The organism is Mucilaginibacter sp. P5_A6, from assembly GCF_056400585.1.
Genome location: NZ_JBFUKZ010000014.1, coordinates 48,619 through 71,037 on the forward strand (window position 1 = coordinate 48,619; position 22,419 = coordinate 71,037).

Annotated in this window: 20 protein-coding genes; 6 read left to right on the forward strand and 14 right to left on the reverse strand. The window is 42.2% G+C overall.

Annotated elements, in window-relative coordinates:
* Positions 1-206 precede the first annotated feature (206 nt).
* Positions 207-581, forward strand: a complete 375-nt coding sequence (acpS, locus tag AC1DO4_RS15850; RefSeq protein WP_477417479.1) for a holo-ACP synthase — start codon at positions 207-209, stop codon at positions 579-581.
* The gene (flxY, locus tag AC1DO4_RS15855) at positions 578-1,879 is read left to right on the forward strand and encodes a flexirubin biosynthesis putative acyl-CoA ligase FlxY (RefSeq protein WP_477417481.1); all 1,302 of its coding nucleotides are present in this window, start codon (positions 578-580) and stop codon (positions 1,877-1,879) included. Before acpS ends, flxY begins: the two co-directional genes overlap by 4 nt.
* Here flxY and AC1DO4_RS15860 read toward each other — a convergent pair.
* The 13 genes from AC1DO4_RS15860 to flxA all read right to left on the reverse strand — a co-directional run bounded on the left by AC1DO4_RS15860 (position 1,860) and on the right by flxA (position 12,384).
* Positions 1,860-3,305: a cation:proton antiporter domain-containing protein gene (locus AC1DO4_RS15860; RefSeq protein WP_477417483.1), complete on the reverse strand. Its 1,446-nt coding sequence runs from the start codon at positions 3,303-3,305 to the stop codon at positions 1,860-1,862. The two genes, flxY and AC1DO4_RS15860, sit on opposite strands and share 20 nt — an antisense overlap.
* Positions 3,302-3,667 (reverse strand): ApeI family dehydratase, encoded by a 366-nt coding sequence (locus tag AC1DO4_RS15865; protein WP_477417485.1) that lies wholly within the window; start codon positions 3,665-3,667, stop codon positions 3,302-3,304. The genes AC1DO4_RS15860 and AC1DO4_RS15865 overlap by 4 nt, the downstream gene beginning before the upstream one ends.
* Positions 3,668-4,300 (reverse strand): flexirubin biosynthesis protein LolB2, encoded by a 633-nt coding sequence (lolB2, locus tag AC1DO4_RS15870; RefSeq protein WP_477417487.1) that lies wholly within the window; start codon positions 4,298-4,300, stop codon positions 3,668-3,670.
* Complete coding sequence (gene lolA2, locus AC1DO4_RS15875; RefSeq protein ID WP_477417489.1) at positions 4,263-4,904, reverse strand: flexirubin biosynthesis/transport protein LolA2; 642 nt, start codon at positions 4,902-4,904, stop codon at positions 4,263-4,265. Before lolA2 ends, lolB2 begins: the two co-directional genes overlap by 38 nt.
* A gap of 173 nt (positions 4,905-5,077) precedes the next feature.
* A complete protein-coding gene (locus AC1DO4_RS15880; protein WP_477417491.1) occupies positions 5,078-5,335 on the reverse strand; it encodes a phosphopantetheine-binding protein in 258 nt (85 codons plus the stop codon).
* A gap of 5 nt (positions 5,336-5,340) precedes the next feature.
* Positions 5,341-6,591 carry an NAD(P)/FAD-dependent oxidoreductase gene (locus tag AC1DO4_RS15885; RefSeq protein ID WP_477417493.1) on the reverse strand — a complete coding sequence of 417 codons (1,251 nt, stop codon included), beginning with the start codon at positions 6,589-6,591 and terminating at the stop codon, positions 5,341-5,343.
* Between the two features lie 139 nt (positions 6,592-6,730).
* Positions 6,731-7,156, reverse strand: a complete 426-nt coding sequence (locus AC1DO4_RS15890; protein ID WP_477401725.1) for an acyl-CoA thioesterase — start codon at positions 7,154-7,156, stop codon at positions 6,731-6,733.
* 113 nt (positions 7,157-7,269) lie between these two features.
* Positions 7,270-7,941 carry a hypothetical protein gene (locus tag AC1DO4_RS15895; RefSeq protein ID WP_477417495.1) on the reverse strand — a complete coding sequence of 224 codons (672 nt, stop codon included), beginning with the start codon at positions 7,939-7,941 and terminating at the stop codon, positions 7,270-7,272.
* Between the two features lie 18 nt (positions 7,942-7,959).
* Positions 7,960-8,382, reverse strand: coding sequence for a hotdog family protein (locus AC1DO4_RS15900; RefSeq protein WP_477417497.1), 423 nt, complete (start codon positions 8,380-8,382; stop codon positions 7,960-7,962).
* Between the two features lie 68 nt (positions 8,383-8,450).
* Positions 8,451-8,708, reverse strand: a complete 258-nt coding sequence (locus AC1DO4_RS15905) for a phosphopantetheine-binding protein (protein WP_477417499.1) — start codon at positions 8,706-8,708, stop codon at positions 8,451-8,453.
* Between the two features lie 13 nt (positions 8,709-8,721).
* The gene (locus AC1DO4_RS15910; protein WP_477417501.1) at positions 8,722-9,939 is read right to left on the reverse strand and encodes a beta-ketoacyl-[acyl-carrier-protein] synthase family protein; all 1,218 of its coding nucleotides are present in this window, start codon (positions 9,937-9,939) and stop codon (positions 8,722-8,724) included.
* Between the two features lie 102 nt (positions 9,940-10,041).
* A complete protein-coding gene (gene flxB / locus AC1DO4_RS15915) occupies positions 10,042-10,770 on the reverse strand; it encodes a flexirubin biosynthesis SDR family reductase FlxB (RefSeq protein WP_477417503.1) in 729 nt (242 codons plus the stop codon).
* A 45-nt stretch (positions 10,771-10,815) separates the two neighbouring features.
* On the reverse strand, positions 10,816-12,384 hold the full coding sequence (gene flxA, locus AC1DO4_RS15920) for a flexirubin biosynthesis tyrosine ammonia-lyase FlxA (RefSeq protein WP_477417505.1): 1,569 nt from the start codon (positions 12,382-12,384) through the stop codon (positions 10,816-10,818).
* 343 nt (positions 12,385-12,727) lie between these two features.
* On the opposite strand from flxA, the gene AC1DO4_RS15925 reads away from it, so the two are divergent.
* Genes AC1DO4_RS15925 through AC1DO4_RS15940 form a run of 4 tightly spaced genes read left to right on the forward strand, consistent with a single transcriptional unit; the run spans position 12,728 to position 20,973 of the window.
* The gene (locus AC1DO4_RS15925) at positions 12,728-13,918 is read left to right on the forward strand and encodes a DUF2062 domain-containing protein (RefSeq protein WP_477417507.1); all 1,191 of its coding nucleotides are present in this window, start codon (positions 12,728-12,730) and stop codon (positions 13,916-13,918) included.
* A gap of 12 nt (positions 13,919-13,930) precedes the next feature.
* Positions 13,931-17,791 (forward strand): 1-acyl-sn-glycerol-3-phosphate acyltransferase, encoded by a 3,861-nt coding sequence (locus AC1DO4_RS15930; RefSeq protein WP_477417509.1) that lies wholly within the window; start codon positions 13,931-13,933, stop codon positions 17,789-17,791.
* Between the two features lie 4 nt (positions 17,792-17,795).
* A complete protein-coding gene (locus AC1DO4_RS15935; RefSeq protein ID WP_477417511.1) occupies positions 17,796-19,304 on the forward strand; it encodes a phytoene desaturase family protein in 1,509 nt (502 codons plus the stop codon).
* Entirely contained in the window at positions 19,297-20,973 is a 1,677-nt protein-coding gene (locus AC1DO4_RS15940; RefSeq protein WP_477417513.1) for a C45 family autoproteolytic acyltransferase/hydolase, read from the forward strand. Before AC1DO4_RS15935 ends, AC1DO4_RS15940 begins: the two co-directional genes overlap by 8 nt.
* A gap of 15 nt (positions 20,974-20,988) precedes the next feature.
* Here the strand turns inward: AC1DO4_RS15940 and AC1DO4_RS15945 are convergent, their stop codons facing one another.
* Positions 20,989-22,314, reverse strand: a complete 1,326-nt coding sequence (locus tag AC1DO4_RS15945) for a sensor histidine kinase (RefSeq protein WP_477417515.1) — start codon at positions 22,312-22,314, stop codon at positions 20,989-20,991.
* Between the last annotated feature and the right edge of the window lie 105 nt (positions 22,315-22,419).

Consider the following 22,419-nt stretch of genomic DNA (forward strand, 5'->3'; position numbering starts at 1 on the left):
TAATGTACAGTAACGTATCCATTATGGAGACGTTGGGCGGGAAGAGTTAACGCAGGCATACACGCATATTGTCTCAGCCAGCGAAAATGATCCTGTACCTAAATATATCCTTCAAAATACAAAGCAAATATTATTTTTGCAGATGACGTTGTAATCATGAATAAGATTACGCTGCATTATAAATAAACTTAACCTGATAAAAACTGATGGTTGCCGGTGTTGGGATAGATATGATAGAAGTTGACCGCGTGGCCATTAAAATTGCCAAAGAAAGCGGCTTTCGTGAACTGGTATTCTCTGCAAAAGAGATTAGCTATTGTGAGCTTAAGGCCGATAAATACCAGCATTATGCAGGCAGGTTTGCGGCGAAAGAGGCGTTTTTTAAGGCCCTGGGTACCGGCTGGTTAAACGGAACTGCTTTTAACGAGATAGAGATAAGCAATAATGCTGATGGAAAACCCGAACTTACATTAATTGGGCAAACTGCCGAATTATTAAAAGAGCAGGGACCATTAAAAATTTCCGTATCATTAACCCACCTTAAAACAATAGCATCAGCCATCGTAATTATAGAAAAGTGACAGCGCAACCAGCACATACGCCAATACATCAGTCAAAAGAAGAGATAGTTGCCATGCAGGAACAAAAGCTGCAGCAATTATTGGTTTACCTTAACCAGAATTCTCCTTTTTATAAAGAGCTGTTTGCCGCTAACAATATCAATATTGCCGATATAAAAACGCTTAATGACCTGACACGGATCCCTACTACGGTTAAGGAGGATCTGCAGATGCGTAATGATGATTTTATGTGCGTAAGCCGCGATAAAATCATCGAATACAGCTCTACTTCGGGCACCCTGGGCAGCCCTGTCACTGTTGCACTTACCGAGAACGATCTGCAGCGACTTACCTATAACGAATACAGCTCGTTTATTTGTGCCGATGGCAGGCCCGATGATGTATACCAGCTGATGCTTACACTCGACAGGCAGTTTATGGCCGGGCTGGCTTATTACTCAGGCATCCGTATGATAGGCGCAGGCATAATCCGGCTGGGGCCAGGTGTACCTTCGTTACAATGGGATACTATTTTAAGATTAAAGCCAACTGCTATTGTTGCAGTGCCATCGTTTATTTACAAGCTGATCCAATACGCCGGAGAGCACAATATCGATATCAATGCAAGCACCGTCAAAAAGGCTATTTGTATTGGCGAAAACATTCGGAATACTGATTTTTCTTTGAATATTCTCGGCAAAAAAATAACAGATGCCTGGGACATCAAGCTCTATTCTACTTATGCCTCTACCGAAATGCAAACAGCGTTTACAGAATGCGGACAAGGCAAAGGAGGCCATCACCAGCCCGAACTACTGATTGTAGAATTGCTTGATGAGCAAAATCAGCAGGTTGCTCCAGGCGAACCGGGCGAGGTAACTATTACAACCTTAGGTGTTGAAGGGATGCCACTTTTGCGTTATAAAACCGGCGATATTTGTCAATATTTTGATGAACCCTGCAAATGCGGGCGTACAACTTTACGGTTATCGCCTATAATCGGCCGTAAAAAACAAATGATCAAATTTAAAGGGACCACGCTTTATCCGCCTTCCCTTTTTGATCTGTTAAACGGAATGGAAGAGATCCTGGATTTTGTGGCCGAGGTTTACTCAAACGAGATAGGAATGGACGAAGTACTGCTGCATATCCTTCCTGTTAATTATACCGATGAGTGCGACCGGAAGATCCGGGCCAATCTACAGGCAAGGTTGCGGGTGAGTCCTCATGTTACCTATGTGCAGTATGATGAGATCCAGCAAATGCAGTACAAAGAATCGGGCCGGAAACCATTTAAATTTATTGATCGCCGGAAATAGTGGTGGGTTGAGGTACTTCGTCCTCCTTGGTTTTACCAAACACCTTATTGATCAGATCCAAAATAGGCACGGTCATGAAGGTGGTTACCAGCGCCATAATCACCATCATGGCAAATACTTCTTTGTTGAGCACACCAAGGTCAAAGCCGATGTTCAACACAATCAGTTCCATCAATCCCCGGGTATTCATCAACGCGCCTATACTCAGGCTGTTTTTCCAGGTTTGGCCCACAAATTTGGCGGCAAGTGCGCTGCCTGCAAATTTCCCGGCAATGGCAACTAAAGTCACCATTGCGCATACCTTCCATAAATAAGCATCATTTAACAAGCCTACCTGTGTACGCAAACCGGTAAATACAAAAAATAACGGGAGCAGCAAAAACAGGGAAACATCTTTTATCCGCTCAATAAACACTTCCCTGAAGTTGATATTACCGGGCATTACAATACCGGCCATGAACGCCCCGAAAAGGGCATGAATGCCGATGGCCTCGGTTGTATAAGCTGATACGATGAGCGTTAAAAAAAACACTGATACCGGGATTCCCAGATAACCAGGTTTAATATTGCGGCTGTAAATCACCTTCAACAATGGTTTTACGGCTTTCAGCATAAAAAGCACGTAGGTAATAGCCATTAATACGGTGTATACAAAACTCATAGCCGAACCGGCTTTAACAACAGCTATAACTATGGTAAGTATACACCATGCGGTAATATCATCGGCAGCAGCGCAGGTGATAACCAAAGCGCCAAGGCGTGTTTTGTTGATACCCCTTTCCTGGCAAATGCGGGCCAATACCGGGAAGGCTGTAATGCTCATGGAAATCCCTAAAAACAAGCCGAATGAAAAAAACGGGACGCCTGCAGGCGCTAATGACCGGTAAATAAAATAGGCTAAACCTACGCCTAAGGTAAAAGGGATAATGATACTGGCATGGCTAATCACCAACGCGTCTTTCGCTTTGTTTTTGATGGCGCCAAGGTCAAGCTCCATACCTATCACAAACATGAATATGATAAGGCCAACCTGGCTCAAAAACTGCAAAGTTCCTAAGGATTGGACGGGGAATAAAGCATGTGAAAACCCCGGAAAAAACCGGCCAATTAACGATGGGCCTAAAGCGATACCTGCAAAAATTTCACCTATTACACGAGGCTGCCCAAGTTTACTGCATACCCAACCTGCTATATTGCCGGCAACAATAATAACCGCTATCTGCGCCAGTAATATAGCCAGCGGACCGGTTAAGTTGTGCATCAAACTATCCATAAGCTGACTCGCAGAACTTTTGGTGCTTGTTTTAAGCAAGACCACATGACGACCTTGCTCAAGATCCTTGCCATGTATTAAAAGCCAATAAATTATAAAGGAGAATATCCCGATAAGGGCAATATAGAATAGCACGCTTCTGAATTTCTTCATTTTGTAAAAACGCCTTTAAATTTAAAAAATGTGGCGGCTTCGTATTGAATCAGCGCATCTACTTTAAGGGTGCTTTCGTCAACTGCTGTTTGGGTTATTTGCATCTCGGCCATACTGTTTACCTGTGGGTTTAGTATGGCTAAAAACTTCATATCTCCGGCCTTTACCAATTTGGTTTTTGTGTCCAGGATGTGTTCCAATACTTCTTTAACCATTTGCATCATACAAACACCCGGCACCACAGGCTGCCCGGGAAAGTGCCCTTCAAAAATCTGGTGTGCGGCATTCAGCGTGATGGTAGTTTTTGAAGTATTACCGTCTGTTTGCGGGTTTGTAAACTGAAAAAAGGATTCCCGGAGCATTTATCGTTCTGTTTTTTTTAAACCGATGGTAAATTTAAAGTTTTTGTGGTCAATACTGATGCTGTCGGGTACACCATTTTTATAGTTCATCATAGTGGCACCCGCCACGGGTTTCCTTTTTGATGATTTTTCCATCCGCAACAGGGAGTCCCCGGCCATGTTGGTGATATAGTAGTTGGCTCCTTTTTGCTGAGGCAATACATAATACACGTGGGCATTATCTTTCAGCATATAACGTTCATGACTGCCCTGCTGGCGCATCAGTATTAAATCAAAGTCTTTCATCAGGGTTTTTATCACCGGCCCCTTATCCATTTGCTGAACAATTGAATACACTTTAAAGCTCCCGTTCTTCAAAAATGCAAAATCAAAAAATTTTACGCCCATCTCGTTAGAAAACACAATGCGGGTACTGCTATCGGGCATAACCTTCATCAGCAGCAGGCCGCTCAAATGATGGCTGGTAACATCAATCTGTGCTTTGTACAGTACAACCGAAAACCGGGGCATGAATTTGTAGACGTGGTTAAAATTGCCGGTTGTGGGCTCCAGGTTTTTATAAACCGAAGAGCAGCTAACCAGCAATAGCAGGCAACTACTTAGCAGCAAAAAGCGCATCCGGGAGGTTGACATTTATCTCTCTATTTATAAAACGAATGGTGGTATTATCGCCCGATGGTTCCTGCATATCGATATTACTTACCGAGTTATCCTTTTTATCAACAGAGATATTGATGCTTTTAAAAAAGTCTTTGATCCCTTTTGATAACGGAGAAAGCTCAACCAGGTAATTACTTTTATTCTCGAATACCTTAACCTTAAAATCGGGATTGCCCAGGATAGAACCTTGCACACAATCAACAATTATCCTGTTTATCTGCCTAAAGAGCTTGTTTGATCCGGCATTGATTTTATTCTCTTTCTGCTCATCCTTTACCAGGATATTGTCCTTATTGATGATCATCAGGTATTTGGATGGCTGAGTATATTCCATCCGCACCATGTTGTCTTTTTTAAACCAGAATTTCCCCTTCGATGTGATCTTTTCGGCCAGCATACCAAGGTTTTTTTCCTGCACAAAATCACTTTTGATGCTGGTGGTTTTTTGAGCCGTGGCTGTAAACTGTTCTTTAAACCTGGATAGATCGGTAAGCTGGGTATAACCTGGATGCTGGGCATTTGCGGTTAATGCAGCCAATGATATAGCAAGCGTTATAAGTACTTTATGGATTTTCACAATTAAAATCGAAGTTAAATAGACACGAATTTCACAAATAGGAACGAATTGACGCTAATTTTTTGAACAAGCACTAATTACAAAAGTCAGAACGAATTTTACTATTCATTGTTATTTAAAAAATTGGGGAAATTCGTTTTAATTGTAAACTGCTACAAATATTCGTGCCTAATTTATGCAGCCTGGTTAGCTGTAATATAGGCGGCCATGGTGCGTACCGATTGAAAAACCTTTGGTCCGTCCTCGGCCTTCGAAAGTTTAATTTTATAGTTTGATTGCATCAGCACTATTAGCTCCAAAACATCAATAGAATCTAAACCCAGGCCATCGGCAAACAGCGACTCGTCATCGCCGATATCCTCTGGTTTAAGATCCTGTAAGTTTAACTGGTCTATGATCTGTACTTTCAGATCATTTATTAATTTGTCCATTTTTATTATACTTTTTGATCAATCCGATCCCTTAGCTGAATAATTCTTGCTAAGTTCCTTAACGCTTTATTATGGTTTTTAACATATGGGTTATCCAAATCCCAAACATATCCCGCCAGAACAGAACAGATCATATTTTTTATTTCGGGCACGAATGACCCCGCAAAGAAGATAGTATCCAGCGTACCCTCGTACCAGGCATTAACATAGGAGCGAAAAACATCTACTCCCTGCATTACCTTTTCGGTATACTCTTTTTCCCAGTTAACAGTTTCGCCGTTTAAGGTGCGGATAACTAAATGTGCCGCATTTTGACTGGATACAGTGGCCAGCGTTACACCCGATGAAAAGATGGGATCTAAAAACTCAGTTACATTACCAGTAAGCACAAAGCCATCACCATAAAAGGTATCGGTGGTACTGCTCCATGCCTGCAATATTTTAGGATCAAAAACAAATTCAACGCCCTCAAACCTGTCACTCAGGTAAGGTTCAGACGCTATAATGCTTCGTAGCTTTTCTTCGTCGTTATTGCCCTGGTATTGGTCAAAAAACTCCGGGTTGCCTACAAAGCCTAATGAAGTGATCCCGTTTGAAAACGGAATAACCCATACCCACACACCAGGTTTATGTACTACTATAGTTATCCGGTTTGGTTCATCGCCCAAATGGCGCTTAATATCATTGGTATGTGCAAACAACGCTTTCCGTTCCGACATGTTGGATGGCCTTTCCAGGTTGAACAACTTAGGTATCACCCTGCCATACCCGCTGCCATCTATAATAAAACGGGCTTCTATTTGTGTTTGGTTGCCATTAATATCCTCAACAGTGGTAACCGAATCCGATCCGTTAAATTTAATACCGGTAACGGTAGTTTCATAATGCACGGGCACGCCCATTGCTTCAACGGTATCGGCCAGGGTTTTATCAAAGTCGGCGCGTGGTGCCTGCCAGGTCCAGTTCCAGCCATCGGTAAACTGATCAGAAAAGTAGTAATCGCAGATCACGCCATTTTTCACAAACTTTGCCCCAAATTTTTTCTGGAAGCCTTTTGCTTCCACAGCTTCAACAAAACCCGCTTCGGTTAATGCTTCCATACAACGGGGTAGCAGGCTTTCGCCAATCACAAAGCGGGGGAATTTTTGCTTTTCAACAATTTTAACTTTGAAACCGGCCTTATTCACAATAGAGGCGGCCACTGTACCAGCCGGACCAGCGCCAATTACCAACACATCAACTTTTTCCGTATTCATTTATTTAAATTCTTTAGCGTTTGTTTATTGTTAGTATTGCTGTTGGCTTGTCAATTAAAACCCTAAGCGTTTATGTTATTTATGATATATTTAAGGTTAGTATGGCGGTTGTTAAATCCTTTAAATATAATAATACCAATTAAGCAAGCGAATGTTTCTTTTTCCACTCCTCAAAAAACGGGGGATTGGTTAATTGAAGCACAAAATTATCGCGGTTTAAAAATACCTGCACGGTTGAGCCTGTTACCACTACCTCACCGGTAACCGCGTTTAACAGCCGATAGTTAAAATTGAGGCGGGCGGCTTCGCTGGGTACATATTCTGTTTCAATAATTACGCTATCTCCGTACCGCAAAACCTGTTTATAATTACAATCAATTTTTACAATTGGTGTTACGTATTGGTTGTTGTAAACTGTAAGGTAGTCTATACCGTATGCTTTTCCAAAAGCCTCCCGGCCATCTTCAAAATAACGTACATAGTGCCCGTGCCACACAATGCCCAGCGAGTCTACCTCGCTAAATTTCACGCTTATCTCGGTGGCATGTATCAGTGTTTTTTGCAATTTATCTTTTTTAGTTACGGTGATAAGTATTTATCCCGGTACTTGTTTTATAAAAAAATGAATTGGCACTTTTACAGAGCGCCAATTCATTTTACTCCCACAAACCGGGTTTGTTATTTCCAGCCTTTGTAATCATATTTTACGTCTTTCATTACGTTTAAAAAGGCTTTTGCCCAGTAATTTTTAAGACCAAAGCCACCCGGTTTGCCTTCATAGTATTTGGTAAGTAATACTGTTTTTGCTTTCATATCAATAAAAGTTATCCAAACACCTGCCTTGTCCATTCCCTTATTCATACCGCTCACAAAAAATATATAACCAATACCTTCATGATTCTGAAAATCATAATCTTTTACAACCGACGCTATCTTTGCCTCGTCTATTAATTTAAAATCACTTGGGTTATCAGAATAAAGTTTATCAAATTTTGCTTTAGCATTTGAAGTTTTGGCTACGTCAATGGCATAATCAACCGAACTGTGATGAATAGACTCGGCCACATCATATTTTTTTTGCTCGTTTACAAACAGGCGGTTCCACCCTAAAGTATAATCATCTCTGAATTCCTCCGGGCTTACATCGCCATTATTTTCTCTTTTACCAATACCAAATACTTTGGCGTTAGCGGTTCCTATAAATTTGGTTTGTGTAAAATCAATACCTAACCAGGTAATTCTGGCGCTGCCCGAAAAAATGTCTGCTTTCGTACTTTGGGCTACAGCAGGTAAGCTGCTTACTGCTGTTAATAAAAAGGCTATCAGCCATGTTTTTTTTGTAGGTTTCATTTGTAGATTTTAATTTATTTATTGTTTAATTATAAATACTTTCATCTGGCATTGGGCCAGTGTTTTTTCTCCACATTTTACTTTTCCCGATATCAGCGTAACATCAAATATCTGATTATCAATAATAATTTCTGTTTCTAAGGTATCGTTTATTTTAGGCAATGAAAACACTTCAAGGTTTTTGATGGCCCCTATATAGCCTATCGAATCGGGTTTTTCCTGGTTTTGGGCAAGATAACCGGCCCTTGCAGCTGCTGTTTGCGCTATGTTTTCTACCAGTCCGCCTGCGCTAAATTCGCCATCCTCTACCAGTACGTTATCAGCCTTTACACAAAATGTTGTGCGGCTGCTTTTTTCGTCCGTCCAGGTCAAATCATCTATCATCACAAATGGAAATTTTTGCGGGATAAGATCAGGTGTATTGGCAGGAGGAATAAACATATGGTTAAGGTAGATTTAATAGTTTTTTAATTAATGCCGGTCATTTAATATTCGGTACCAATTGGTTATTATGCCAGTTCCTTAGCGTTTACCCTGGTATCTACGTATTCGTAAAAATCCTGGAAGTTAACGATGCCAACAAAATCTTCGGGCTGTACCTTAAAGCTAAAATTGCTTTCAATTACAACCACAAGGTCAATGTAATCCAGGCTGTCAAGCTCAAGGGTATCTTTAAGGTTTGCTTCCGGAGAGATCTTTTCTACGTCGATCTCAAACTCTTCGGCTAAAAAAGCATTTGTTTTTTCTATGATCTCTAAAAATTGCATAAGGTTAGGTTAATCAATATTTTTTAATAATAAGGGACGAATTTGTGCCCCCAAAACCAAAAGAATTAGACAAAAATACGTTAAAATTTTTCTCGATAGTAGTTGTTGCGATATTTAACCTGGCCGAATCTTCGTCCGGGTTCTCGAAGTTAATGTTTGGCGCGATGAAGGAATTTTGCATCATCAGCATAGAATATACTATTTCGCTTGCACCTGCCATCCAGCATTCATGCCCAGTCATCGATTTGGTGGAACTTACCAAAGGCTTGCTCAATCCAAACACTTCGTGTATGGCTTTTGCCTCGCTGGCATCACCTGCGGGGGTTGAGGTAGCATGTGCGTTGATATAATCAACATCTGCGGCACCTATGCCAGCATCCCGTAAAGCCATGGCCAAAGAGCGTACGGGACCGTCAACCGTAGGGTTCGAGATATGACCGCCATTTGATGAAAAGCCGTAACCAATAACTTCGCCTAATATATGGGCGCCCCGGCGTTGTGCCGATTCAAGGCTTTCCAGTATTACAGTTGCCGCACCTCCGCTCGGAACAAGGCCGTCTCTGCTGCGGTCAAAAGGGCGGGAAGCTTTTGTTGGCGTTGCTTCTAAAGTTGAAAATGCCGAAAGCGCATCAAAACTACCCATCGAAAAATGGTTAAGCTCCTGCGCGCCACCGCATATAACGCCTTCCTGTAAACCACTTTTGATGAGGTGGTAGCCCAGGCCAATTGCGTGCGATCCGCTTGCGCAGGCGGCACTTACCGTAAGGTTAATACCTTTAAGCTTAAAAATGGTAGCCAGGTTCATGCTCACGGTAGAATTCATGGTTTGGAAAACCGAACCCGACCCAACCAGCATGGTATCTTTTTTTAAACGGATAATATCGGTACAATCAATCACCGGCTTTGCCGAGCTATCGTTACCGTATAGAATACCTATTTCATTTTGGTCAAGATAATCCATATCAATACCTGCCTGTGCCAATGCCTCATTGGTAGCCATGTAGGCATATTCGCCCTGTTCAGGCAGCATAATACGTGATCTCCGGTCGAGCTTTTCTTTTAGATTTGGCCTGTCTACAAAGCCGGTTAAGCCCGAGCGGTAACCAAATTCCTTACGCACGGGATCAAGCATTATTCCTGATTTACCCTCAAATAGCGAATCCCTTACTTCATTAAGGTTTTTCCCTATGCACGAGTAAATACCCATCCCTGTGATCACAACTCTGTTCATAACACTAATGCCGGCTTATTCAATTTGCAAATATTTTAAAACTAAATAAAAATATTTAACCCCTGAAATATTAAAATGATGCTTTTGTAAACAAATGATTAATTATGAATAAAGGCCTCCGTTAACCGAGAGCACTTCGGCCGTTATATAGGATGCCTCGGGCGAGGCTAAAAAGCCTACCGCGTGGGCAACTTCCTCGGCAGTGCCAAAACGCTTTATCGGGATCATGGATTTTAATTCTTTTTCATCCAGCCCCTCGGTCATATCCGTTTTAATAAATCCGGGCGCCACGGCATTAACCGTAACCCCGCGACGGGCTATTTCCTGTGCAAGGGCCTTGGTTGCACCAATTACACCCGCCTTGGCAGCTGAGTAATTTACCTGGCCAGGCAAACCTTTAAGACCAGACAGTGATACCACGTTGATGATACGGCCGTACTTTTTTACCAGCATGCCGTTTAAAACCATTTGGGTAACATAAAAGAAGCCATCGAGACTGGTTTTTAAAACGCTGTCCCACTGCTCATCCTTCATCCACATCATCAGGGTATCATCCTTAATACCGGCGTTGTTTACCAGCACCTCAATATATTTTTCGGTATTGGTTTCTATCCAGCTACCTAAAACGGTCCTGATATCTTCTTTGCGGGCCACATCAAATTTGATGATCTCACCATCACCGCCATTTTCTTTTATGGTTGACAGCGTATGAAGCGCCTCTGTTTCGTTACTTTTATAATTAACCAGCACGTAATAGCCCATTAAAGCCAGTTTATAACAAACGGCCCTGCCTATTCCTCTTGATCCGCCGGTTACTAATGCACATTTCATTTGCTGATCTGTTTAATGGTTTTACTGAAATAATTTGCCCCGTTGCTATAAAATGTGCGACTTTCTTTTTTTTATAAGATGTACATGCTCGGCCTTTTCAAAGTATTGCTTCACCTTCACCATATCTTTGTATTTAGGCTTGTCTTCCACAAACTTAGGGAATATAGCCCGCAGGTCGGTATAAACGGTATTGGTTGTTGGCGATAGTTTTTCGCTGCAATCCAGGTGATCAATCGCCTGTAAAATAGCCATCATTTGTATAGCCAGTACCTCAAATGTGTTATCGATAACCCGTTTGGTCATTAATGCAGCATTACAGCCCATGCTTACAATATCCTGGTTATCGTTATTGTTAGGGATGCTATGCAGGTACATCGGGTATGATAATGTTTGGTTTTCGGCTGTGGTTGATGTAGCGGTGAACTGCATGCCCTGCATTCCAAAATTAAAGCCCAATACGCCCAGGTTAACAAACGGCGGAAACTTTTGGTTCAGCTTTTCATTCAGCAGGTAGTTCAGTTGCCTTTCTGATAACATGCAAAGCTTGGTAATGGCTATCTTCAGCTTATCCATCGCCAGGGAAACATAGTCGCCATGGAAATTACCACCGTGGAAAATGTTCTTGTTATCATGATCAATAACCGGGTTGTCATTCACCGAGTTCAGCTCGTCAGTTACCACACGCTCAACCTCAAAAATTGTATCATAAACAGGGCCTAATACCTGCGTTACGCAACGCAGGGAATAATACTCCTGTACCTTATCTAAAAATACTTCCTGGTTAAGGTTATCGGGGTTGTATAAGTGCTCGGAGCGGTCGCGGATCATTTTGCTGCCCGTTAACACATCGCGCATAATGGCTGCAACTTCGTTTTGGCCTTTGTGGTGTTTCACCACGTTTAGTTCGTACGAATAATGGTCGTCAAAAGCCTGCACCACTTCGTTGATCATGGACGATAATACGATTGACCATTCCAACAGTTTTTTTGCCTGGATAATGTTCACCATACCAATGCCTGTCATAGCCGATGTGCCATTGATGATGGCTAAGCCCTCCCTGATCTTAATAGAAAGAGGAGTGATTCCGATTTCTTTAAAAAGCTCTTCTGTAGAATGCTGTTCGCCTTTGTAGTCTGATTCGCCTTCGCCAATCAGTACCAGGGCTAAATGAGCTAACTGTACAAGATCGCCGGATGCGCCAACACCTCCGTGCTCGTAAACATTAGGCGCTACGCCCTTATTTATTAATTCAACAAGTAGCTGTGGTAGGTCAATATGTACGCCGGAGCGGGCCTGCACAAAGCTGTTCAACCGGGCAATCATCAATGCTTTCACTAATATTGGCGGCATGAGATTGCCACCGCCCGAAGCATGGCTGCGGATAAGGTTATACTGCAATTGCAGCAGGTTTTCTTCGCTAACCTTATATTGCGCCATTGGCCCAAAGCCGGTGTTAATACCGTATATCAGTTTATTTGATGAAAATCCCTGCAAAAACTGGTAATTAACCTCTACATTCTTTACAACCGATGCATCTAATCCAATCTTCTCATCATCAAACAGGATCTTGGAAAAATCATCGGCTGTAAGGTACCGCCCTCCGATATGTATCATGAACTAAATATATTTATTGAAATAAAAGGTAAAAATGTGTTAAAAATTCACATAAAAAACGTCCGAAAATAGGATAAATATTTCAGATATGATACTATTTGGCTGCTTTGTTGATAAAGGGCTGGCGTTCATTAGCGGCATAAATGTTAAGCAATTTGACACATATTATAAATGTAATTATGCAGACGAGATAAGTATTGAAACGTTACAGCATCCAAAAAAAGCCTGCAAACCAATACGCATTTATTAATTTTAAACTATTTAACCGCTTTGTCATCATTAACACTAATTTTGTTATGTATAAAAATGTTGTTTTCAATTTATTACGTATCAAGGGCAATTAATGGAATTTGAGGGTTTAGTAAGTAAGCGGTTTGATGAACTGCACGTATGTGTTATCATCCCCACCTATAATAATCATCTTACTTTGGCCGGTGTAATTACAGATGTATCTGCCTATAGCAACCATATCATTGTAGTTAATGATGGTTCAACAGATGATACCGAAGCTATCATAAAAACATTCCCACATGTACAGCTCATCAGCTATCCTGATAATGTGGGAAAAGGCTGGGCGCTACGCCAGGCATTTGCCTATGCCATGCAAAAAGGCTATAAATATGCCATCACCATTGATTCCGACGGGCAGCATTTTGCCAAAGATATTCCTGTATTTTTAGATAAACTTGAACAGGTTCAGGACGCCATCATTATCGGCTCCCGTAATATGAGCCAGGCCGCGGTACCAGGTAAAAGCAGTTTCGGGCATAAATTTTCCAATTTTTGGTTTTGGGTAGAAACAGGAATCCATTCACCCGACACGCAATCAGGCTTCAGGTTATATCCATTATACCTGTTAGAAGGACTGAAGTTTTATACCCGCAAATACGAGTTTGAGATCGAGGTGATCGTTCGGGCGTCCTGGCGCGGTGTATACATGGATTCGGTGCCGGTGAGCGTGTATTATGCACCAAAGGAAACGCGGGTTTCGCACTTCCGTCCCATTACCGATTTTTCGCGGGTTGGTGTACTAAACGCCTTTTTGGTAGTAATTGCCTTTATCTGGATTAAACCGCGCGACCTTTTCCTGAATTTATCAAAAAAAAAAGGGCGTAAAAAAATAATAGCCACCCTATATAATCCCAATGATTCCGACGAGGTAAAAGCCTTATCCATAGGCTTTGGTATTTTTATGGGAATAGTGCCCATCTGGGGTTTCCAGTTAGCTGTAGCCATATTTTTATCTATCATATTTAAACTCAATAAGGCCCTTGTAGTATTTACGGCACATATCAGTTTCCCGCCTATGATCCCTGTTATTATATTTTTAAGTTATAAAGCCGGCGAGTACTGGATGGGCGACAGGGTTACCAATATGGCTTTCAGCTCAAAAATATCCTTCAAAACTGTTGGCGAACATATGGAGCAATATATTTACGGCAGCCTTACACTGGCTGTGGTTGCATCGCTTACGGTTGGCCTTATAACTTACGCTTTACTAAAATTGTTAAAAAAAGCACCCGCTGCCATATAAGTAAGCCATTAAATGGAAAAAGGTCTTATCCTCATATACCATTATTTTGCCAGGAACAGGGGTGTTTTTTATACGGCATTTGCTGCTTGCTTTTTGTTGATGGGTTATTTTGCGTCGCAGGTAAAGTTTGAGGAGGATATCAGCAAAGTTATCCCTAAGGATAAAAAAATAGCCAAGCTAAACGAAGTTTTCCAGAACTCTAAGTTTTTAGATAAGCTGGTGATCATGGTATCGCTAAAGGACAGCACAGCAATTGCAAATCCCGACAGCCTGGTAGCTTTTGCTGATGAATTTGCTGCTGCCGTACAGTCCAAATTTACGCCGTATATTGGCAAAGCCAGTTTTAAAGTTGATGATGATGTGGTAATGAACTTGTTTGGCACCATCAGCCAAAAGTTGCCGATTTACCTGGCAGAAAAGGATTATCAAACCATTGACACCCTCATTACACCTGAAAAAGTTAACCAAACACTGGCCTACGATTACCGCACGCTTACGTCCCCGGCAGGCATTGCCCTAAAAAGCATCATTAGTAACGACCCGGTGGGCATCTCTTTCATCGGCTTGAAAAAATTACAAGAGCTGCAGTATGATAAGAATTTTGAGCTTCTCGATAATTACGTAGTTACCAAAAACCATCAAAACCTGCTCATGTTCATCACCCCGGCCTACCTGCCAAATAACACAGGGAAGAATGGTGTTTTAATAAAAGGGTTAGATCAGCTGATAGATAGCCTAAGCAATAAACCTAAAAGGATTGTTACCGCCACTTATTTTGGTTCGGCGGCGGTATACTATGGCAACGCTTTACAATTAAGGAAAGATACCGCGCTTACGCAAGGCATCACGGTGCTGGCACTCATTGTGTTTTTAGGCTTGTACTTCCGCAAAAAGCGGGCGCCTGTTATTATTTTAATCCCGGTACTGTTTGGTTCCCTGTTTTCGCTTAGTGCCATCTACTTTTTAAAGGGCAGTATTTCGGTCATCGCCCTGGGTACAGGTTCGGTTGTGTTGGGTATCGCCATCAATTACTCGCTGCACGTATTTAACCATTACCGGCACACCAAAAGCGTGGAGCAGGTATTGAAGGATTTGGTGATGCCCCTTACCGTAGGCAGTTTTACCACCATAGGCGGCTTCCTGTGCCTGGAGCTTGTAGAATCGGAAATGTTGAAAGACCTGGGCCTTTTTGCTGCCTTTAGTTTAATAGGCGCGTCCATTTGTTCGCTGGTATTTTTGCCGCAGTTTATATCGACAAAAAAAGAGCAGGAAAACCATAAAGTGATCCAGCTTTCATGGATCGATAAACTGGCTTCCTTTAACCCGGAGTACAACAAGTTCATCGTCATTGGCATCATCCTGCTTACCGGTGTATTTTTTTACAAGGCCAATGAGGTAACCTTTGAGTTTGATGTAGCCAAAATGAACTACATGTCCCCGCAATTGCAGCAATCGCAAAATAAGCTCAACAATATTAACCAATACGCCCTGCAATCGGTGTACCTGGTATCCGAAGGAAAAACTTTAGACAGGGCACTGGCGAACAATGAGAAGCTGGCCGCCAAAATTGAAAAGCTGAAGGAGCAGGGGATTGTCAAAAGATCCTCGGATGTATCCTCATTCATCATCTCAGATTCCCTGCAAAAAGCAAGGATAGCCCGCTGGAATACCTATTGGACATCCGAAAAAAAACAGCAGTTATTTACCACCCTTGAAAAGGAGGGAAATGTGCAAGGTTTTAGTGCATCGGCATTTGATAAATTTAAAACGCTGGTGAATAAAGATTTTTCGCATGCTGGTAATAACAGCGATGCGGCGGAGATCAGGAAAAGTTTTTTGGATAATTTTATTAATGAATATCCGGGCCACTCTACCGTGGTAACGCTGGTACAAACATCGCCGGATAAAAAGCGGGCTGTTTACAAAGCCTTTGAGAACGATCCAAATGTTACCGTTATTGATAAACAATACCTCACCAATAAACTGGTAGAGATCATCAATGCCGATTTTACCAAAATCGCGGTAATGTCGTCGCTATTGGTTTTTGTGGTGCTGCTATTAACTTATGGCCGTCTGGAATTAGCCTTAGTGTCTTTTATACCGATGGCTATATCCTGGGTCTGGATCCTTGGATTGATGGCTGTTTTTGATATCAGCTTTAATATTGTGAATATTATTATATCTGCACTGATATTTGGCTTGGGCGATGATTATAGCCTGTACATTATGGATGGCCTGCTGCAGGAATATAAAACCGGCAAAAAGGTATTATCATCCTATAAATCATCCATCTTTTTATCGGCCATAACTACCATCACCGGTTTGGGCGTATTGATATTTGCCAAACATCCTGCCTTAAGGTCGATAGCTTTTATTTCCATCATCGGGATCATCTGCGTAGTGATCATGTCGCAAATTCTGATCCCCTTCCTGTTCAATATCCTCATTAAAAAACGCACGCGGAAAAAGCAATTTCCGTGGACCATCAGTGGCTTTGTGATCAGCATTTTCGCATTCACTTATTTTGTAACGGGCTGCCTCATCCTATCAGCATTAGGGTTTTTATTCAGGCTGAATCCATTCAATAGGGAGAAGGGTAAGCTAGTTTATCATGCCATCCTCGCGAGGTTCTCCTGGTCGATGATCTATATCATGGGCAATGTAAAAAAGGAGATCATCAATAAACATTTTGCCGATTTTGATAAACCGTGTGTGATCATTGCCAACCATCAATCGTTTTTGGATATTTTGATATTGGTAATGCTAAGTCCGAGGCTCATCCTGTTCACCAATAACTGGGTGTGGAATTCGCCGGTATTTGGCGCGGTAGTGCGCATGGCCGATTATTTCCCTGTTGCGCAAGGCACCGAAGCTAATATCGATCTGCTGGCCGGCAGGGCTAAGCAAGGCTATTCTATCGTAATCTTCCCCGAAGGCACACGCTCTGTTGATGGGGATATCAAGCGTTTTCATAAAGGAGCGTTCTATTTGGCCGAACAGCTGCATATGGACATTCAACCTATCCTGATCCACGGCACCGGCTATTGCATGACCAAAGGCGATTTCCTGCTCAAGAACGGTAAGATCACCCTAAAATACCTGCCCCGGATAAAGCCCGGAGATACCAGTTTTGGAACTGGCTATTCTGAACGGACCAAAGCCATCAGCAAATATTTTAAGCAAGAGCACAAACAACTGTGCGCAGAGATACAGCAACCCCGCTATTACCGCGAGCAGTTGATCTATAACTACCTTTATAAAGGCCCTATACTGGAGTGGTACATGAGGGTTAAAGTTAGCCTGGAGAAAAACTATCAGCAATTTCATGAGCTGCTGCCCTTGAAAGGAAAAATACTTGATATTGGCTGCGGCTATGGCTTTATGCCTTATATGCTGCATTTTGCCGCACCACTGCGCGCGTTTACCGGGATAGATTATGATGAGGATAAAATAGAAGTAGCCAATAATAACTTTAACAAAAACGCACTTATCAATTTTGAACATGCGGATGCGCTAAACTTTGAATTTGCAAAATACGATGCCGTCATTATTGCCGATGTACTGCATTACTTGCAGCCCCACGAACAAAAGCTGATCATGGAACGCTGCATCAATAGCCTAAATCCGGGCGGGAGCATCATAATCCGTGATGGGAATAAGGACCTGAAGGAAAAGCACAGAGGTACTGAACTTAGCGAGTTTTTTTCGACTAAGGTTGTAAAATTTAATAAAACAAGCAGGAGGCTGTCGTTTTTATCAGCACAACTGGTTGAGGATATAGCGGCAGCGAATAATATGGAGTGCCGGGTAATTGATGAAACAAAATACACATCAAATGTTATTTTTGTAATCAAACATAAAACTGGGAATTAGATAAATGGAGATTTATGATGCTGTAATTATCGGCAGCGGTATGGGGGGATTGGTGAGTGCCGATTTACTGAGCAGGGAAGGGTTTAAGGTTTGCGTGATCGAAAAAAACACGCAGATCGGCGGTTCACTGCAGACCTATGTACGTGATAAAGTGATCTTCGACTCGGGCGTGCACTACCTTGGCGGCCTTGACAAAGGTCAGAATCTATACCAGATCTTCAAATACCTCGACCTGATGGATAAGCTGAAACTGCAAAAACAGGATGTTGTTTTTGATAAGATAGGCATCTATGGCGAAGAAACAGAATACGAATATGCCCAGGGTTATGATAACTTCATCAGCCATATATTAAAACATTTTCCAGGTGAGGAAGCGGCCCTTAATGCCTATTGCGATAAGATTAAAGACGTTTGCAGTAAATTTTCCTTATATAACTTAAGAAGCAGCGACGATTTTAATGAGAAATTGGGTGTGCTGGAAATTGATACCAAAGGCTTTATTGAATCAATAACTGATAATCCGCGGCTGCAGGCGGTACTGGCGGGTAATAATGCCCTGTATGCCGGCCAGGCGGATAAAACTCCGTTTTACGTACACGCGTTGATACTGAACAGCTATATCGAAAGTTCATATAAATGTGTAGACGGCGGATCGCAGATAGCAAAGTACATTGCCAAAAATATCCGTTCACGGGGAGGGGTTATCAAACGCCATTGCGAGGTGAAGCGGATTGTTGTTGAAGATGGAAAGGTATCGCACGTGGAAACTGCCAATGGGGTAAATATCCACGGCAGGCAATTTATCAGCAACGTGCACCCCGTGCAAACGCTGGAGATCACAGATTCAGATGTAATTAAGCCCGCTTATCGCAACCGCTTAAAAGGGCTGGAAAACTCGGTATCATCCTTTACCCTGAATGTGGTGTTCAAAAAAAACAGCTTTAAATATTTTAAACACAACTACTATATCGGAAAGGACGGTCACGTTTGGGATATAGCAGATTACAACGAGGAAAACTGGCCGCTTGGCTATGCCCTTTTTGTAGCAGCTACTTCAAAATCAAACGGGTACGCCGATGGAATGTCGATACTTACTTATATGCGATTTGAGGAGATGAAACCCTGGGAGGGCACTTTTAACACAGTATCAAACGTTAATGAACGGGGCGAAACTTACGAGGAGTTCAAGATTCGTAAAAGTGAAAAACTGCTGGATATGGTGGAGAAAAAGTTTCCGGACATCCGGAGCCATATCCAATCCTACTATTCGGCCACGCCACTCTCGTACCGCGATTATATCGGCAACGGCGATGGTTCATTATACGGCATTGTAAAAGATTACAAGCACACGTTAAAAACATTTATATCACCGCGAACAAAAATACCAAACCTGTACTTTACCGGCCAAAACCTTAACCTGCACGGTGTTTTAGGCACCGCCATGAGCGCAATAGTTACCTGCACAACTGTACTTGGCAACGATGCCATCATAGGGAAAATACGAAATGCATAAAAAATTTAGCTGGCGAAAATTTGGGAAAAGATTGCTTTATGCTTTCCTGGTTTTTGTGCTGCTGCTCATTATCGGTATGGCTTACCTGTACGCAGTAGCTATCGATTATCCGCCAGAGCCCAGGGATTTGAGCAGCCTGCAACTAAAGCGCGCCGAGCCCTCCAAAGGTTTCTATACCATTAAAAACGACTGGTTCCGCAAAAGCAAGAGCGGTTTGTTTGAAATGTATGTGGAAGGTAAACCCTTTGAACGTGGCGTCATCAATGGCAAGCTAAGCAAGGAACTGGTAGTAGCCCAGGAAGATCATTTTGTAGATCAGATTGGCAAGATAGTTCCATCTAAATTTTATCAGCATTTTTTAAAATACTTTATAGCCTGGTTTAACCGCAATTTGGATAAGAACGTTGCGGAGGAATACAAAGAGGAGATCTATGGTATATCTAAATCGGCATCAGGCAAGTACCAGTATATCGGCTCAAACTACCAGCGCATCCTGAACTACCACGCCGCGCATGATATTGGTCACGCGCTGCAAAGCATGGCTTTGGTAGGCTGTACCTCGTTTGGTACCTGGGGTATAAAAAGTGAAGACAGCACGATGATAATCGGCCGTAATTTCGACTTTTATGTGGGCGATAAATTCGCGCAGGACAAAATAGTGGCATTTTTTAACCCGACAGAAGGTTATAAATTCATGACCGTTACCTGGGGGGGCTTCATTGGCGCCGTTTCCGGGATGAACGAAAAGGGTGTAAGCGTAACCATCAATGCCGATAAAACCAATATCCCTACCGCCGCAGCAACACCCGTATCATTAGTGGCCCGCGAGATCTTACAGTATGCTAAAAACACAAGAGAAGCTTACGCCATAGCTGCAAAGCGCAAGATGTTTGTATCCGAAGCTTTCCTGGTTGCCTCTGCTGCCGACAACAAGGCTGTAGTGATTGAGAAAACCCCCGATACGCTGGATATGTACGACCCGCACCAGGATTACATTGTTTGCGCCAACCATTTCCAGAGCAAGAGCCTGGGCAAATCAAAAGAGAATAAGGTACAGATGGCAGAAAGTGCTTCGCCTTACCGCTATAACCGCCTTATGGAACTGCTGAATGCCAACGGCAAAAACACCGTACAAAAAACCATCGCCATCCTGCGCGACCAGAAAGGCATGCATGGTGCAGATATTGGCATGGGTAACGAGAAAGCCATCAACCAGCTAATTGCGCATCACAGCATTGTATTTGAACCTAAAAAACTGTTGGTTTGGGTAAGCACTTCGCCATGGCAATTGGGCGAATACGTGGCCTATGATCTGAAAAAAGTGTTCGGCCTGCGGGGCATGAAAAAAGACCAGGAAATTAACGAGCAGAACCTCACTGTACCGGCGGATGCATTTCTTTCAACCATCCAATACCGGAATTTTGTGAACTTCCGCAAAATGAGGCAACAGGTACTTGATGGCGAAACCATAAACACCGATAGCCTGGTAGCAACCAATCCGCAATATTACCACGCCTACGTTATAGCCGGCGATTATTCGTTTAAGCATGAAGAATATAAAAAAGCGTTGCAATATTACCAAAGGGCCTTAACCAGGGTTATCGCTACCAGGAAGGAAGCGGACCATATCCGGATACAGATCAGCAAATGCGGGGAAAAGTTGAAGTAACTTTAGTAAAAATGTTTAGGATAACACTTTTAGCAGCTCCTGTTGCTTAGCTAATGAACAAAACTCTAAACGCACAAAAAACGTGCTGCCTACATTTTGTTCACTGGTGAACCATATTTTCCCACCCTGTAATGCTGCAAACTCCTGGCAAAGCACCAGGCCCAAACCTGCTCCTTTTTCCTTGCCGGTTCCGAATGTTGACTTAGCGGAAAGCGAAAATAAACCGGCTTGTTGAGGCAGCGGAATGCCGGCCCCTGTATCTGCCACCTTAATGATGCAATTACCGTCTATAACTTCGGCGCTTACTGTTATTTTCCCTCCGGGATAGGTAAATTTAATAGCGTTTATAACCAAATTCCTTATAACCAGCTGCAGCATATCCCTATCGCCTATTACGCAAATATAATTAGTTAAATCATGACGAAGTTCTATTGATTTTTCTTTGGCGATGTTTGTTAAAATCTGGAGTGTATTATCTAATGCCAGAAACAAGTTTAAAGGCATCAGTTTAACCTGCACTGATTCCATTTGGCTTTTAGTCCATGAAAGTACATTGGTTAACAGGTAAGAGGTATCTTGTGTGCGTTTTAACAGTTCTTTTTCGATACCAATTCTTTCAGATTCATCAAGTTTATATTCGGTAAGCAGCTCCAGGAAACCTTGCAGTGATGATAGTGGCTCTTTTAAGTCGTGCGCCAAAATGGAGAGCAATTTGTTTTTGGTATTATTGCTTACTTCAAGTGCTCTTGCCTTCTGCTCTACAATCCTTCGCTCCTGGTTATAGGCGTTACGGATATAAACAATAACCAGCAGCATAAGTATTACAGTTGCAATATAACTGTAACTAAAGTCAATAAACCGGCTTGTTCTGCTGTTATAGGTATTTTGGATCCAGCCTGGATTCATGTTTTCTATAAACAATAAGCCTAAGATTATGCCTACATTAAGGGGAAGCCATATCCAGTATTGTTTTTGTGGGATTATTGCTACCGTAACAAAAAACGATAGAATAAAAACCACATACCCTGGGCCATTAATGCCCGAATTGTAATAGTAATTGGCAATTAATAACAGGTTATTGGATATCAGGAAAACCGTAATACCGATGTTGAGCTTATTCCGGAACCTGGAAAAATAGTAAATTAAAGAAACGTCCACGAAAATTATCGCCATCAATATAGCCAGCTCCGGAAGGCCAATTAAATAATTAAAAGGGATGTTGATGCCAATGAATAGTAGTACAACTATACAAACTGAATGGAAAATACGGCCTTCGAGCGTTACCCTGGATTTGTGGCCAACTAATTTATTCCAAAACTCAATAGCTGCATAATTCTTCAAAATGCCAATATCTATATTAAAACCGGTTTACGATTAGACAGATCATTTGTATCACAATTCAATAAAATCAGTTGCGAACCCGTCTGTCAAAATAACTGTCTCCCT